This window comes from Labrenzia sp. 5N (genome assembly GCF_012395805.1).
GTDB classification, from domain to species: domain Bacteria; phylum Pseudomonadota; class Alphaproteobacteria; order Rhizobiales; family Stappiaceae; genus Roseibium; species Roseibium algicola.
The window spans coordinates 705135-718807 of record NZ_JAAZTM010000004.1 but is presented as its reverse complement, the minus strand read 5'-3'; the positions used below and the strand labels follow the sequence as shown (position 1 = coordinate 718807).

Annotated in this window: 14 protein-coding genes; 3 read left to right on the top strand and 11 right to left on the bottom strand. The window is 60.3% G+C overall.

What is annotated here, in order from left to right; translation table 11 throughout:
- Positions 1–112: 112 nt before the first annotated feature.
- From recF to mutM, 7 genes are all read right to left on the bottom strand, one after another.
- Positions 113–1261, bottom strand: coding sequence for a DNA replication/repair protein RecF (recF, locus tag HEP89_RS06415; RefSeq protein ID WP_168691567.1), 1149 nt, complete (start codon positions 1259–1261; stop codon positions 113–115).
- Positions 1262–1299: 38 nt separating this feature from the next.
- Positions 1300–2418, bottom strand: a complete 1119-nt coding sequence (gene dnaN, locus HEP89_RS06410) for a DNA polymerase III subunit beta (RefSeq protein ID WP_022999149.1) — start codon at positions 2416–2418, stop codon at positions 1300–1302.
- 260 nt (positions 2419–2678) lie between these two features.
- Positions 2679–4154, bottom strand: coding sequence for a chromosomal replication initiator protein DnaA (dnaA, locus tag HEP89_RS06405; RefSeq protein WP_077291058.1), 1476 nt, complete (start codon positions 4152–4154; stop codon positions 2679–2681).
- A 154-nt stretch (positions 4155–4308) separates the two neighbouring features.
- Positions 4309–4719, bottom strand: a complete 411-nt coding sequence (locus HEP89_RS06400; RefSeq protein ID WP_197923155.1) for a rhodanese-like domain-containing protein — start codon at positions 4717–4719, stop codon at positions 4309–4311.
- A gap of 674 nt (positions 4720–5393) precedes the next feature.
- Positions 5394–5660, bottom strand: coding sequence for a 30S ribosomal protein S20 (gene rpsT, locus HEP89_RS06395; protein ID WP_022999146.1), 267 nt, complete (start codon positions 5658–5660; stop codon positions 5394–5396).
- Positions 5661–5835: 175 nt separating this feature from the next.
- Complete coding sequence (locus HEP89_RS06390; RefSeq protein WP_022999145.1) at positions 5836–6609, bottom strand: enoyl-CoA hydratase; 774 nt, start codon at positions 6607–6609, stop codon at positions 5836–5838.
- A 155-nt stretch (positions 6610–6764) separates the two neighbouring features.
- Positions 6765–7658: a bifunctional DNA-formamidopyrimidine glycosylase/DNA-(apurinic or apyrimidinic site) lyase gene (gene mutM, locus HEP89_RS06385; protein WP_077291057.1), complete on the bottom strand. Its 894-nt coding sequence runs from the start codon at positions 7656–7658 to the stop codon at positions 6765–6767.
- Between the two features lie 241 nt (positions 7659–7899).
- Here mutM and ubiE point away from each other — a divergent pair, with 241 nt between their 5' ends.
- Together ubiE and ubiB are read left to right on the top strand one after the other, a co-directional pair.
- Complete coding sequence (gene ubiE, locus HEP89_RS06380; RefSeq protein ID WP_022999142.1) at positions 7900–8703, top strand: bifunctional demethylmenaquinone methyltransferase/2-methoxy-6-polyprenyl-1,4-benzoquinol methylase UbiE; 804 nt, start codon at positions 7900–7902, stop codon at positions 8701–8703.
- 3 nt (positions 8704–8706) lie between these two features.
- Positions 8707–10287: a 2-polyprenylphenol 6-hydroxylase gene (gene ubiB, locus HEP89_RS06375; RefSeq protein ID WP_168691566.1), complete on the top strand. Its 1581-nt coding sequence runs from the start codon at positions 8707–8709 to the stop codon at positions 10285–10287.
- A gap of 23 nt (positions 10288–10310) precedes the next feature.
- On the opposite strand, the gene HEP89_RS06370 is transcribed toward ubiB, so the two are convergent.
- Positions 10311–10931: a GntR family transcriptional regulator gene (locus HEP89_RS06370; protein WP_168691565.1), complete on the bottom strand. Its 621-nt coding sequence runs from the start codon at positions 10929–10931 to the stop codon at positions 10311–10313.
- A gap of 82 nt (positions 10932–11013) precedes the next feature.
- On the opposite strand from HEP89_RS06370, the gene HEP89_RS06365 reads away from it, so the two are divergent.
- Positions 11014–11484, top strand: a complete 471-nt coding sequence (locus tag HEP89_RS06365; RefSeq protein WP_168691564.1) for an OsmC family protein — start codon at positions 11014–11016, stop codon at positions 11482–11484.
- Between the two features lie 61 nt (positions 11485–11545).
- Here HEP89_RS06365 and HEP89_RS06360 read toward each other — a convergent pair whose 3' ends face one another.
- The 3 genes from HEP89_RS06360 to HEP89_RS06350 all read right to left on the bottom strand — a co-directional run bounded on the left by HEP89_RS06360 (position 11546) and on the right by HEP89_RS06350 (position 13431).
- Positions 11546–11836, bottom strand: coding sequence for a hypothetical protein (locus tag HEP89_RS06360; RefSeq protein ID WP_168691563.1), 291 nt, complete (start codon positions 11834–11836; stop codon positions 11546–11548).
- A 118-nt stretch (positions 11837–11954) separates the two neighbouring features.
- A complete protein-coding gene (locus tag HEP89_RS06355; RefSeq protein ID WP_168691688.1) occupies positions 11955–12578 on the bottom strand; it encodes an alpha-ketoglutarate-dependent dioxygenase AlkB in 624 nt (207 codons plus the stop codon).
- Between the two features lie 19 nt (positions 12579–12597).
- Entirely contained in the window at positions 12598–13431 is an 834-nt protein-coding gene (locus HEP89_RS06350) for a hypothetical protein (RefSeq protein WP_168691562.1), read from the bottom strand.
- Between the last annotated feature and the right edge of the window lie 242 nt (positions 13432–13673).

Genomic DNA, 13673 nt, shown 5'->3' with positions numbered 1-13673 from the left:
TTTATCTTTTCCACCCCCGTTATACGGGGTTCCGGCGGGGGTTCAACCACGTGCCGGCCATAGCCAAGCCAGCGAAGGGATTCTGGTGGAAAACCATAAGATTCCGGCGGATTTAAGGGGCCTCGCCTCGCTTCAGCAGGCGGCCCTGGTGCTCCCGGATCTCAAACACTTCGGCTTCCGCCGGCAAAGCCTCGAAAAGGGCCTCGTCCGTGCCGGTCATGAAGACCTGTCCACCAAGGGAATCCAGCTTCGAAAACAGGGCCGAACGACGGTCGGGATCGAGATGCGCGGCGACTTCATCAAGCAGCAGGACAGGCGTCATTCCCGACACCTTTGCCGTCAGTTCGGCATGCGCAAGGATAAGGCCTATCAGCAGCGCTTTCTGTTCCCCGGTCGAGGATTGCGAAGCCGGCATCGCCTTGGCTGCGTGATGAACGGTGAGATCGCTCAGATGCGGTCCGTTGAGCGTGCGCCCGGCGGCCCGGTCGCGGTGTCGGCCGTCCTGCAGCATCTGGCGGTAGCGATCCTCCCGGTCGGAGGCGCTCAAACCGGCGGTTTCCGCCTCGAAGGCACCGTCAAGGGAAACCGAAGCATGGGGAAACGGCAGGTCCTGGGCCGCCTGGCCGGCAATCATCCGGCTGAGCAGATCAACGGTCTCTGCCCTGGCGATGGAGACAGCGGTGCCGAGTTCGGCGACCTGCTGTTCCAGCGCACTGAGAAAGGCATCGGAGCCACCCTGATCGAGAAGGCGGTTGCGCTGACGAAGGGCGTTTTCGAAGTCGCTGACCCGGCGGCCGTGGGTCGGGTCGATCGCCAGCGTCAGCCGGTCAAGAAAACGGCGACGGTCGGAGCCGGGGCCGGTGAACAGTCCGTCCATCGACGGCACGAGCCAGAGCACCCGCATGTAGTCCAGAAGACTTTCCGAGCCGCGAACTTCCTCGCCGTCGATACGCACCTTGCGCCCGGAGGTGCCGGCCACCAAACCTGTGCCGATTTTGGTTTCGAACCCATCCAAGAGAACTGTTGCGGCAACACTCCAGCTGCCGTCGCCGTCCTTGCGCGCAATGTCGGCAAGGGCCACCCGGCGCAGGCCGCGGCCGGCAGTCAGAAAGGATATGGCTTCCAGGATATTGGTCTTGCCGGCGCCATTGGGACCGACGAAGGCGACCATCCTGGCCGCCATCGGCAATGTCAGCGTGCTGTAGTTGCGGAAGCCGGTCAGCGACAGACGGGTCAGCCGCGCCGTCCGGTAATCTGTCATGACCCCACTTCCGCTACTGTTTGGGCGTGCCGGCTAGATCAGACCCGCATCGGCATGAGAACGAACAGGCAGTCGTCGACCGTGTTGTCCTGAATGAGGGTCGGCGAGCCGCTGTCCGCCAGACGGAACAGGGCCGTATCGCTCGACAGCTGGTTGGCAATGTCGAGCAGGTATCGGGAGTTGAAGCCGATTTCCAACGGATCGGCATCATATTCGACGGCAAGTTCTTCCGTCGCGCTGCCCGAATCCGGGTTGTTCACGGTCAGCACCAGGCGACCTTCGGTCAGCGATAGCTTGACGGCACGGCCGCGTTCGGAGGAGATCGTCGACACGCGGTCGACAGCTTCCTTGAACTCGTCCCGGTCGACGCGCATTTCCTTGTCGTTGTTCTGCGGGATCACCCGGCCGTAGTCCGGGAAGGTGCCGTCAATCAGCTTGGACGTCAGGATGACGGAGCCGGTCGTGAGGCGGATCTTGGTATCGGAAAGCTCGACCTGGACATTGGCTTCCGGGTTCTCGAGCAGTTTCTGGATCTCGCCGACGGTCTTGCGCGGCACGATGATGCCCGGCATGCCGGCCGAACCGGAAGGCGCCGGCACTTCTGCCTGGGCCAGACGGTGGCCATCTGTTGCAACAGCGCGGAACTGGAGACCGGAGCCCGCGTCTACCGTGTGCAGGTAGATACCGTTCAGATAGTAACGGGTCTCTTCGGTCGAAATCGCGAACTGGGTCGCGTCGATCAGCTTGCGGATATCGGCGCCTGTCAGTGCGAAACCGTGGCTGAAGTCACCCGCGGTCAGGTCTGGGAAGTCGGTTTCCGGCAGCATCTGCAGGGTGAACTTCGAGCGACCGGCGCGGATTTCCAGCGTGGCGTTGTCGCTGGTGGTTTCCAGAACCACCTGCGAGCCTTCCGGCAGCTTGCGAACGATGTCGTAGAACATGTGTGCCGGAACGGTGGTCGCGCCCGGCAATTCAATCATGGCCGGAACGCTTTCGACGATTTCCAGATCGAGGTCCGTTGCCTTCAGGTTGATCGCGCCGCCATCGGCGCGCAGAAGAACGTTCGACAGGATCGGAATGGTATTCCGGCGTTCGACCACGCGGTGAACATGGGTCAAGGACTTGAGGAGGTCGGTCCGCTCGAGGGTCGCTTTCATACTCTCGTTCCGTACTCATGAAGCGCCTGGCTGAACTGCCGGGCTGATTGAATATTCTTGGCTCCGGTGTGGAGCGGGGTGGACGACACTGCCCTTAACCGGCTCCAAAAGCAAGGGGGCGTTCTGCCCGAACGCCCCCAATTTTGGTAGAATATCGTGTATTTTAACCTTGGTTTAGCGCGATCCGGGATCAGGCTGGCGGATGCCCGTTTGAATTCAGGCAGGCATCCGCAAAAGACCCGTTTCCGAAGCTTGCCGCCTCAGGCGTCAAGCATGCGCTTGAGCAGTTCCAGCTCCTGCGCCAGGGCATAGTCGGCACGCGCCATTTCCTCGATCTTGCGGACAGCGTGCAGAACCGTTGTGTGATCCCGGTTGCCGAACCGGCGACCGATTTCCGGCAGTGAGCGCGGGGTCATCACCTTGGCAAGATACATGGCGATCTGGCGCGGGCGAACGATGGTCCGGGTACGCCGGGCCGACAGCAGATCCGCCTTGGTGACATTATAATGCTTGGAGACCACCCGCTGGATGTCCTCGATCTTCACCCGGCGCGGCTCGCTGGAGCGAACCAGGTCGCGCAGGGTCATCTCGGCCATTTCCTGCGTGATCGGCTGGTTGGTCAGCTGGTTGTGCGCGATCAGCCGGTTGAGCGCGCCTTCAAGGTCGCGGCCCGAGGAGGCAACATGACGCGCGACATAATCCAGCACACCTTCCGGAACGTCGAATTGCGGGTAGGTCTTGCGGGCCGTATCGACGCGCGTGGCCAGGATGTTCCGGCGCAGTGCGAAATCCGGTTCCTGAATACCGACCACCAGACCGCCGGACAGGCGTGAGCGGACACGGTCGTCGAGAGTATCAAGTTCGGAAGGCGCGCGGTCTGCGGCCACGATCACCTGGCGGGCCCCGTCGATGAGGGCGTTGAGGGTGTGGCAGAACTCCTGCTGCACCTGCTTGCCGTGCAGGAACTGCATGTCGTCGATCAGCAGAAGATCGATCGTGCGCAGGTTCTCCTTGAAGGCCAGTGCGGACTGGGACTTCAGGGCGGCAACGAATTTGTACATGAAGTGCTCGGCCGTCAGGTAGAGCACCTTTCGGCCGGACGCCCGGGCCTTTGCGGCCACGGCCTGCATCAGGTGGGTCTTGCCCAGACCGACGGAGGCATGCAGGTAAAGCGGATTGAATGTGACCGCGCCGCCGGCGGCAACCTGCCGGGCCGCAGCCAGGGCCAGATTGTTGGACTCGCCTTCGACAAAGGTCTCGAATGTGTATTTCGGATCGAGCGCCGCACCTTGCAGGACGTCACGAGCGTTGTCCGAGCTGGTCTCACCACGGCCGAGAGCCGCGGTTGCCGCCTGGGCCCGGGTTACCTGTGCCGCGTCGGAAAGTGCGTCGGAACGGGTTTCTGCAGTCGCCGGCTTGCTGCCCTGGGGTGCTGCGAGGCTCGGCTTGGCAATCGGGGTCTGACGTGGGCGGATTGCGCCGCGTACCGTCAGTTCGATGCGGTGAACGTTGTCACATTCACGCTGCCAGAGACCCATCAGCTGGTCGTTGTAGTTGTTCTGAATCCACTGTTTCAAAAACCGGGTCGGAACAGACAGACGAACGGTGCCGTCCTGGTGCTCCTCGAGGTCTACACGTGCAAACCAGCTGGTAAAAACATCATCGCCCAATTCTGCGCGAAGCTGTTTCTTCACCCGTTTCCACTGTTCGGAGCCGCCTGCCTCCTGAACCTGCATGTTATCTGCCTCCTGTAAATGTGAAGAACAGTCCGCCACAGCCGTTCTTCGACGCCTTGCTGCTTTTGCAGCATTATAATGTCCCTTTTGGGACGGTTATTTATATGGCGAAGGAAAATCTCCCTTCACCTGACCCTGTCGATGGGCAGGGTAACTAACTTTGAATCCAGGGCAATCCGGCGGCCTTCCAGCCGGACTGGGTCCCACGGTGGCCATCCGGGCCGAGTGGGCCCTCGAAACCATCGGAGATATTGAAGCACTGCGTAAAGCCGGCCTGCGTCAGGGCGATCGCAGCTGCCTGGCTCCGTGCTCCGGAGCGGCACAAGAAATAGATTGGCGCGTTCCGGTCAAGTCCTTTTTTGACGAGAACATCAGAAACCGATTCCGCGAATGCCGGATTGGGTCCGGTCGACGGAAAGCTCTGCCATTCGGCCAGGATCGGCTCCTTGCCGAGCGGACGAAGGTCCGGCACCCCGACAAAGGACCATTCGGCCTGTGTGCGCACGTCGACAAGAGTTGCTTCCTGCTGCCCGGCAAGGCCGTCAAAGGCCTCCTGCGCAGTCACGTTTCCTGCATATCCACCCTGAAATTGCAAAGCCGCCCCCTTCAATAGCGTGACGCTATTGATCAAAAGTATTCTTCAAGATTTTCTTGAGAAAGAAGTAGGTTACTTCAGGCTAAATGCCTGAGTGTTCGAATACGCTAACGTATTCATTCCGTGAACTGGATTTGATGTGCTCAGCGATGGTCCGGTTTAACTTTTTCATTGTTTTCCAAGCACCGTTTTTAAGTTGGTCGCTGGTCTTACCCGCCAGCCGTATTGTTAATATACAGACCGCGACCGAAGGGGCAACAGCGGGTTTTTGCGAATGGCGGAAAGTGCCGGTTTCTCCCCCCGCGTCACTGTGTTTTTGGCCCCTGCTGGCGAGCGAGCAAATGTGTTTTACCGCAATGACTTTTCGCTCTGAAGCGCCCTGTCACATTTCAAAAACAACAATTTCAAAAAAAATTTCGGAACTGATAGCTTGACTCGTATCGAATCCGGATTGATCGCCTTCTCTCAATGGTACATGTGCGTAAATATCTGAAAAATAAACGTTTTTCCTGACACTATTATACTCGGTAGAAATTGCAATATTGCGCGTATGAGTTGTCAAATTTCGTCATCCACAAAATTGCGTGGCTAAAAAAAACCCGGCACTGTGGCCGGGTCTTTTTAACGGTCGTATGACGGCTCGGTTACGCGCTGAGTGCCTTGATACGGGCATTGAGGCGGGAAACCTTCCGGGAGGCCGTGTTGGCATGCATCGTGCCTTTGCCGGCAGCGCGCATGATTTCCGGCTGCGCAACCTTGAAGGCTTCGTTTGCAGCGGCCTGATCGCCGGAAGCAATTGCTTCCTCAACCTTGCGCAGGAACGTGCGCACGCGGCTGCGACGGTCTTTGTTCGTGGCCGTCCGGCGGGCAATCTTGCGGGCCGCCTTCTTGGCCGATGGTGTGTTGGCCATGGGCTCTATCCTGATCGGTAATTGGGACTAGTGTCCGGTGGCGATCGGGACAAGGGAGCCAAAGCTGCAAGACCCGATCAAAAAACAACGGCGGCGGAAAACCGCCACCGATTGGGCGCTGCTTATAATCGCGCTTTCGGACGCCGTCAACGGCTTTATCGTTGAACGCCGTAGTTTATTTGTTCCGGAACTGCGGCGTACGTTTCTCGGTGAAGGCGCTCATGCCTTCGTTCTGGTCTTCCAGGGCGAACAGGGCCTGGAACACGCGCCGTTCGAAGCGAACGCCTTCCGACAGGGTGGTTTCATAGGCGCGGTCGACACTTTCCTTGGCCATCATGACGACAGGCAGAGAGAAATCGGCGATCTTTTCAGCGGCCTTCAGCGCTTCTTCAAGCAGGTCGTCCGCCGGTACGATGCGGCTGACGAGACCGCTGCGCTCGGCTTCTTCCGCGTCCATCATGCGGCCGGTCAGGACCATTTCCATGGCTTTGGACTTGCCGACGAACCGCGTCAGGCGCTGGGTGCCACCGGCACCCGGAATAACGCCGAGCGTGATTTCCGGCTGGCCGAACTTGGCCGTGTCCGCGGCAATGATGAAGTCGCACAGCATGGCCAGCTCGCAGCCGCCGCCAAGCGCATAACCCGCCACGGCGGCGATGATCGGCTTGCGGTTGCGCGAAACCCGGTCGAAGGGCGTGATCAGGTCCGTCTGATAGGCGGACGAAAAATTGTGCGGCTGCATTTCCTTGATGTCGGCACCGGCGGCAAAGGCCTTTTCCGAGCCGGTGATGACGATACAGCCGATCCGCTCGTCCGCATCGAACCCGTCAAGCGCCGTGCCGAGTTCGGCAACCAGGGCCGAATTGAGTGCATTCAAGGCTTTCGGCCGATCCAGAGTGATCAGACCGACTTTTCCGCGTTTTTCGACGCGGATGTTCTCATATCCCATGTTGCCCGCTCCCAGTGCTGGAAACCGCGCCGGGCCGGATGACCAGGTCTTTCTCGAGCCCGGCTCCTGGTGCCTGCGGTTTCCTGGACGTGTACTTCACCGGCAATGCCTACCCGAGGTCGGGCGGGTCTGGCAAGCTTGACCGATAGGACAAGTCAGCTCTGGCAGGCCGGGCAGTGGAAGGTTGACCGGTTGGACTGGACCAGCCGGGCGACGGTGCCCTTGCAGCCTGGTGTCCGGCAGGCTTGGCCTTCGCGGTCGTAGACGGCAAACGAGTGCTGAAAGTAGCCAAGTGTGCCGTCTGCCTGGGTGTGATCGCGCAGCGAGGACCCGCCCGCCCGGATGGCGTCTTCCAGGGTGGCGCGGATATTGGCGGCCAGTTCTTCCGCCTTTTTTGTCGGCTTGCCTGTTTTCGTCACCAGCGTGCCGGCAGCCCGTTCCGGGCTGAGCCCGGTGCGCCAGAGCGCTTCGCACACATATATGTTGCCAAGGCCCGCAATCAGTTTCTGGTTGAGCAGGGCCGCCTTCAGCGGCGTCTTCCGGCCATTGAAAAGCCGCGCCAGTGTTTCGCCGCCCAGATCGTTGCCGAGAGGCTCCAGGCCGAGCTCACGGAAAAAGGGATGGTCTGCGAGCACGGGACGGGCAATGAGATCCATGAAGCCGAACCGGCGCGGGTCGTTGTAGACGATCCGGGCTCGCCCGCCGTCAACGGTCTCCAGATGGAAGACGACGTGGTCGTGTTTCGGGTCCTTGCTGCGCGCATGGACAAAGGCGCCCGGCGTATCCGCGGAAAGATCGTTTTCGATCCGGAACGATCCAGACATGCCAAGGTGCATGACCAGCACATCGCCGCTGTCGACATCGCCCAACAGGTATTTCGACCGGCGCGACAGCACGGTCAGCCTTCGTCCGGTCAATCGATCGGCGAAACCGTCAGGAAAAGGAAAGCGCAGGTCCGGCCGGTTCTGGTCGACCTTGGCAATCAGAGCCCCTTCGAAAGTGGGGGCTAGGCCGCGCTTGACGGTTTCGACTTCCGGGAGTTCGGGCATGAGAGGTCTGGTATCCGCTGTCATGGCAGGCTATAGGCCTGCGGCATATGGTTTTTGGTGGCCGGCACAGATAGCGCTCGCCAATGGCTTGTACTATGGTCCGGCGCACTTTGAAGATAGTTTCGAAACGGCAATCCGCCAGCTCTTTCAACAGGTGGCTTGTCCAACGGGTAAGAAGTGATCGAACCCGCCGCCGCCCGGCAGTCTTGTCGCGGCGCGGGGTGATCTTGGAGGCGCTTTCATGACGCAACAGGCACAGGGGCATTCGGCCAGGTCGAACCGCGCACCGGAAGAAATGCCGACCAGTTTCGGCTTTACCAAGGTTGCCGAAGGGCAAAAGCAGGCACTGGTGGACGATGTGTTTCACAAGGTTGCCGAGCGCTACGACCTCATGAACGACCTCATGTCCGGCGGCCTTCACCGGGTCTGGAAGGATGCCATGGTCTCGTTCCTGGCACCGCCCAAGACAGCTGCCTCCAACTGGCGGCTGCTGGATGTGGCCGGCGGAACCGGCGACATCGCCACCCGCGTGGTTCGCCGGTCCAATGACACGGCCCGTGCCGTGGTGTGCGACATCAACGAAAGCATGCTCGGCGTCGGCCGCGACCGGGCCGAAAAAGCTGGTCTGTCGGATCTTATCACCTTCAGCCAGGGCAATGCCGAGGAGCTGCCGTTTCCCGACAAGAGTTTCGATGCCTATACGATCGCTTTCGGCATCCGCAACGTGCCGGACATTCCCAAGGCGCTGCGAGAAGCGCGCAGGGTTCTGAAGCGGGGTGGCCGCTTCATGTGTCTGGAGTTCTCCGAAGTCGACGTGCCGATGCTCGACAAGGTCTATGACACCTTTTCCTTCAACGCGATCCCAGCCATGGGCCGCTGGGTGACAGGGGACGGTGACCCTTACAAGTATCTGGTGGAATCGATCCGCAATTTCCCGAACCAGGAACGTTTTGCGGACATGATCCGCGAAGCCGGGTTCGAGCGTGTCGGCTACCGCAACTACTCCGGCGGTATCGCCGCCCTGCATTACGGCTGGAAACTCTGATACATGGCCCTTCCCGTGATGCCTTTTCTCCGCCTGGCGCGGGCGGGTTTCGTGATGGCGCGCGAGGGCGTTTTCGGCCTCGTTTCGCTTCCGGACCTGCCGGCCGGGCCTCGGTTTGCCATTGCCATGGCGCGGCTTCTGGAGCGTCGGTCGGTTCGCAACAAGCGGGCAGACCTTCGCCTGTCCGACGCGCTGAACAAGCTTGGGCCGTCCTATGTGAAGCTTGGCCAGTTCCTGGCGACCCGGGCCGATGTGGTCGGCAAGGAAGCCGCACGCGAACTGTCAGCCCTTCAGGACCGGTTGCCGGCGTTCGATCATGATGCGGCCTGCGCCGCGGTAGCCGAGCAGCTCGGCAAGCCGCTGTATGAGGTCTTCGTGTCCTTCGGCGAAGCCGTTGCCGCTGCCTCGATTGCCCAGGTTCATCCGGCCGTGATCCTCGATCAGGACGGCACGGAGCGAAAGGTTGCGGTCAAGGTGCTGCGGCCGGGCGTTTCCCGCCGCTTCCAGCGCGATCTTGAAAGCTACTACCTCGTCGCTCGCCTGGCCGAACGGTTCCATCCGCCCTCGCGGCGCCTTCGGCCGGTTGCGGTCGTGGACACGCTGGCCCAGTCGGTCGCGATGGAAATGGACTTCCGTCTGGAGGCCGCGGCCCTGTCGGAAATGGCTGAGAACACCGCTGAAGATCCTGGGTTCCGCGTTCCGGCTGTCGAGTGGCTGCGCACCGCCAAGGGCGTGTTGACCATGGAATGGATCGACGGCCGCAAGATGTCGGACGTCGAGGGCCTCAAGGAAGATGGCCATGACCTTGAAGCACTGGGGGCTGCCGTCATCCAGAGCTTCCTGCGCCACACGCTGCGCGACGGCTTCTTTCATGCAGACATGCACCAGGGCAACCTCTTCGTTGAGCCCGACGGCACCCTGGTTGCTGTCGACTTCGGCATCATCGGTCGTCTCAACAAGCGCGAACGCCGGTTCCTGGCAGAAATCCTGTTCGGCTTCATCACCCGCAACTACCGACGGGTGGCAGAGGTGCATTTCGAGGCCGGCTATGTGCCCGCGCATCAGGATGTCGACATGTTCGCCCAGGCGATCCGTGCCATCGGCGAGCCGATCCACGGTCACGATGCCAGCGAAATCTCCATGGCCCGCCTGCTGACCCAGCTGTTCGAAGTGACGGAACTCTTCGAGATGAGCACCCAGACCCAGCTGATCATGTTGCAGAAGACCATGGTCGTGGTCGAAGGCGTGGCGCGTTCGCTAAATCCCAATCTGGACATGTGGCGGACGGCGGAACCCGTTGTCGGCACCTGGATCAAGGACAACCTTGGCCCGGTCGGCAAACTGCGTGATGCCGGTGATGCGCTGTCGGCACTGGCGCGCATTGCCAACGACATGCCGCTCTTTGCCGACCGGATCGGTCGGATGTCGGAAGAGCTGGAAAGGATGACACAGGGCGGCCTCAGGTTCGATGACGAGACCGCAGAAGCAATTGGCCGTGCAGAGGCACGTCATACCCGCTCGGGGCGGGTTGCCTTGTGGGTCATTGCCGCCTGTGCGGTCGTGGCGACCTACATGCTTTTCTGAGGCTCGGCCGGCACGCTGAAGGTTCAGCCGGGCATTGCGTCCAGCAGTGTCTGTCGCGCGTCCGCGATATGGCGGGCCAGAATGTCTGCCGCCTGGTCTTCCGCGCGTGACTTCATCGTTGCCACCAGGTCTTCATGGTCCTTCAGCCACCTGTGGGTGAGTGTCGGCAGAACGCCGTAGCCGACAATGTGAATGCGGCAGGTCCGCCGAAGATCCTCGATCATCGCCAGCTCTCTTGGGCGTCTTGCAGGTATGTAAAGGCTCTTGTGAAAGGCCCAGTCGCCGTCGGCCCACCGGTCGGTTGCCGCGTCGATGCTGGAGTGGGCAAGGGCTGCTCCAATCTTCGCAAGATCGTCTGCTTCCAGCCGCCGGATTGATTGCCGCAGGCAATCGGTCTCCAGAAGCACGCGCAGATGGTAGACCTCATCAATCTCCGCGTGGGTAAGACTGATCACTCGAGCCCGTCGATTGCGCTCAAGGTCGATCAGGCCCCGGGCGGCCATCAGCTGCAGGGCGTCGCGCACGGGAATGCGACTGACCGAAAAGCGAGCAGCAAGCTCTCCCTGTTTCAGTTCCTCACCCGGCCGGAAAATCCCGGAGACGATATCGGTTTCGAGCGTGGCTGCGATTTTTTCTGCGGACATGGCGCCTCCCGAAATTTCCAATAGAGCCTTGACAGCAGCCTGTAAATCAAAAATGTATAAATGTATACATTTTGGAGGAGGCATGAGCAAAGAGCACGGCTACACATCCCTCATCCACTGGACGGGAAACCGGGGCGAGGGGACGAAGAGTTACAGGTCCTATGACCGAAACTGGGAGATACGAACACCTGGAAAGCCTCCGGTCTCCTGTTCGAACGACCCGCTACTGGGCGGAAATCCCACGCTCCATAATCCGGAGGACTTGCTCCTGTCCTCCCTGGCGAGCTGCCACATGCTCTGGTACCTGCATCTGGCAAGCGATGCGGGCATTGCCGTCATGGGATACGAGGACGCGCCGGAAGCGATGGGGGAAACAGAGCCCTCGGGTGCTGGCCGTTTTCTGCGCGCTGTGCTGAAGCCGGTCATCACCGTGCCCAAGGGTACGGATCTGGCAACGGCCGACGCGATCCACCACGAGATCCACAAGGTCTGCTTCATTGCCCGCTCGGTGAATTTTCCGGTGAGCTTCGAGGCGACTTATCGTGAAGCCTGATGGCGCATGCCGAAAGGCCGCAGAAGAAGCCCATTTTCAAGCAAACCCGGAGGTTGGAAACCTATCTGTTCTGCTTTTTGTGGGCAGCGCTCTGCCTGCGTGCCTTGCCGCCACGAGGCAAGTGTTCCCGTTGTGCAAGCAGTCGCTTCACTTCTTCAAAGGCGGTTGACCAAAGTTCAGTATTCTTGAAGGCAATCAGTCCGGCTTGCTCGACCGCATTGCGCTCCTCAAGCAGCCAGTCGCTGGCTTCAAATGTGGCGTGCAAGCTTCTCAAGCGCTTCAAGCGGCTGAGAAGCCTGCCGGTATGCATCTTTTCCAATTCCTCGATTGGTACCGGCTTGAGCGTCTTCAAATGCGCAATGTTCACGTTCATGAATTTGTGCCTTCAAGACAATCAGCGGTGCAATCCGGACTTCCTGGCAGAACGATAAAAACCGTCTCGAGTTGGCTGACTGGTTGATCCCGCATTTCTATTCCGCCGTGACGCGCCGAAGGGTCAGGTTGATACGGCCGCCGTTTTTCAGAAGCGTCGAAGTTCCCTTCAACACGCGATCGATACCGTGAAAGGCAAGTCGAGCCTCGCCGCCGAGTACGACGACGTCACCGGATTGAAGGCGGAAGGATTTGGTCGGATCCTTCCTGTTCACGCCGCCAACACGGAAGGTCGCAGTGTCTCCCAGGGAAACCGAGACGACCGGGGCTTCGAACATCTGTTCATCCCTGTCCTGGTGCAGGCCCATGCGGGCACTGGGATCATAGAAATTGATCAGGCAGGCTTCGGGTGGTGGCGCCGTTCCGGCAACTTCCTTCCACAGGTGCGTCAAGGCATCCGGCATGGCTGGCCATGGCCGGCCGGTTTCGGGGTGCGCCGGCTGGTAGCGATAGCCTTGGATATCCGACACCCAGCCGAGCGGCCCGCAGTTACTCATGCGCACTGAAAAGGGCTTTCCGGTTTTCGGCATTACCGGCTGGAACAAGGGCGCTTCGGCGACGATCGCGCGAATATGTGCCAGGAGCTGTTCCTGGCCCTCGCGGTCGAAATAACCCGGCAGATAGTAAAGCCCGCTCAGGCCGTTTATGGGAATTTCCTGCATGGTCAATTGTCGCCGGTCGTCAGTCGCCCCCGCCGCAACCGCTGCAGCCGGAGCTGCCACCGCCGCCTCCGTCACCGCTGCTGCTGGTGCCGCAGCCTGAACTGCATCCGGAAGAATTTCCACCGGTCGATTTCTTGAAGAGGATGATCAGCACCACGGCGATGATAAACAGGGAAATCAGGAATTCGGCCGTGTGCATGGTGGCCCAGTGCCAGACCATGTTGCGCAGTCGCTCGATGAGAGTATCGCCTTGCGCCTCACCATGGGCAAAGGCCAGCCTGGTGCCCAGAAGCAGTGACATGGCGGCCAGCAGGGCGCAGTGGACGGCGGTGGGCGCATTCGCAGCCTTCCTGGCAAGTCTTGTAAGCTGGTTCGGCCAGTCCGGCTTGCGGATGATCCACACATCCTGTGCATTTACCCGGACGAAACCCGGCGCCTTGCCGAAACGGATGTCTTCCGGCGGCCAGATATCCTGCGGCGGTTCGCCGAACTCGGTTCGGTAAAGCCGGAGCGTTCTTGCATAGGCCTGCCGGAACCGGACTTCCTGTTCCGGGCCACCCTTTGTCGGCATGTGGTGCAGCGGACCTTCGAGCGCTTCCTTGAATGGGCCCCAGTAATGTCTGGTGTAGGTCAGGTGCAGATGCCAGGCCTGGTCCACTTCGTCGCTCGGCGTCACGATGCCTTCACCAAGCCGGCTGAGATAGGCAAACCGCAGATATTCGACAACGACCCGTCCCGCAAAGCTTTTGCTCCAGCCATTGTCTCGGGCAAGGCGCGCGGAGAACGGGAAATCCGCTTCCACATCGTCCGGGTGGCAGGCTTGAAGCCGATTCCAGAGGCTGGGATCTCGCAATTCGGGTCTCCTTTCCGCGTTGCCATTGCGGTGACGGGGCGATGTTAACCGTATTGTCTGCAAGGTTTGAGCAAAACCTCGCCTCCATGTGCCGATTGCATGTGGAATTCGCAAAGCTGACAATGCTGGTAACGATCTGGGAAGAAATATCGGCGAAGAACGGAAGGTCTGTGAAATGTCAGTGGACAGATGTCTTGCAGGCAAAGTTTCATCCACCTATATAGCGGTCAAGCTTCGCGCCA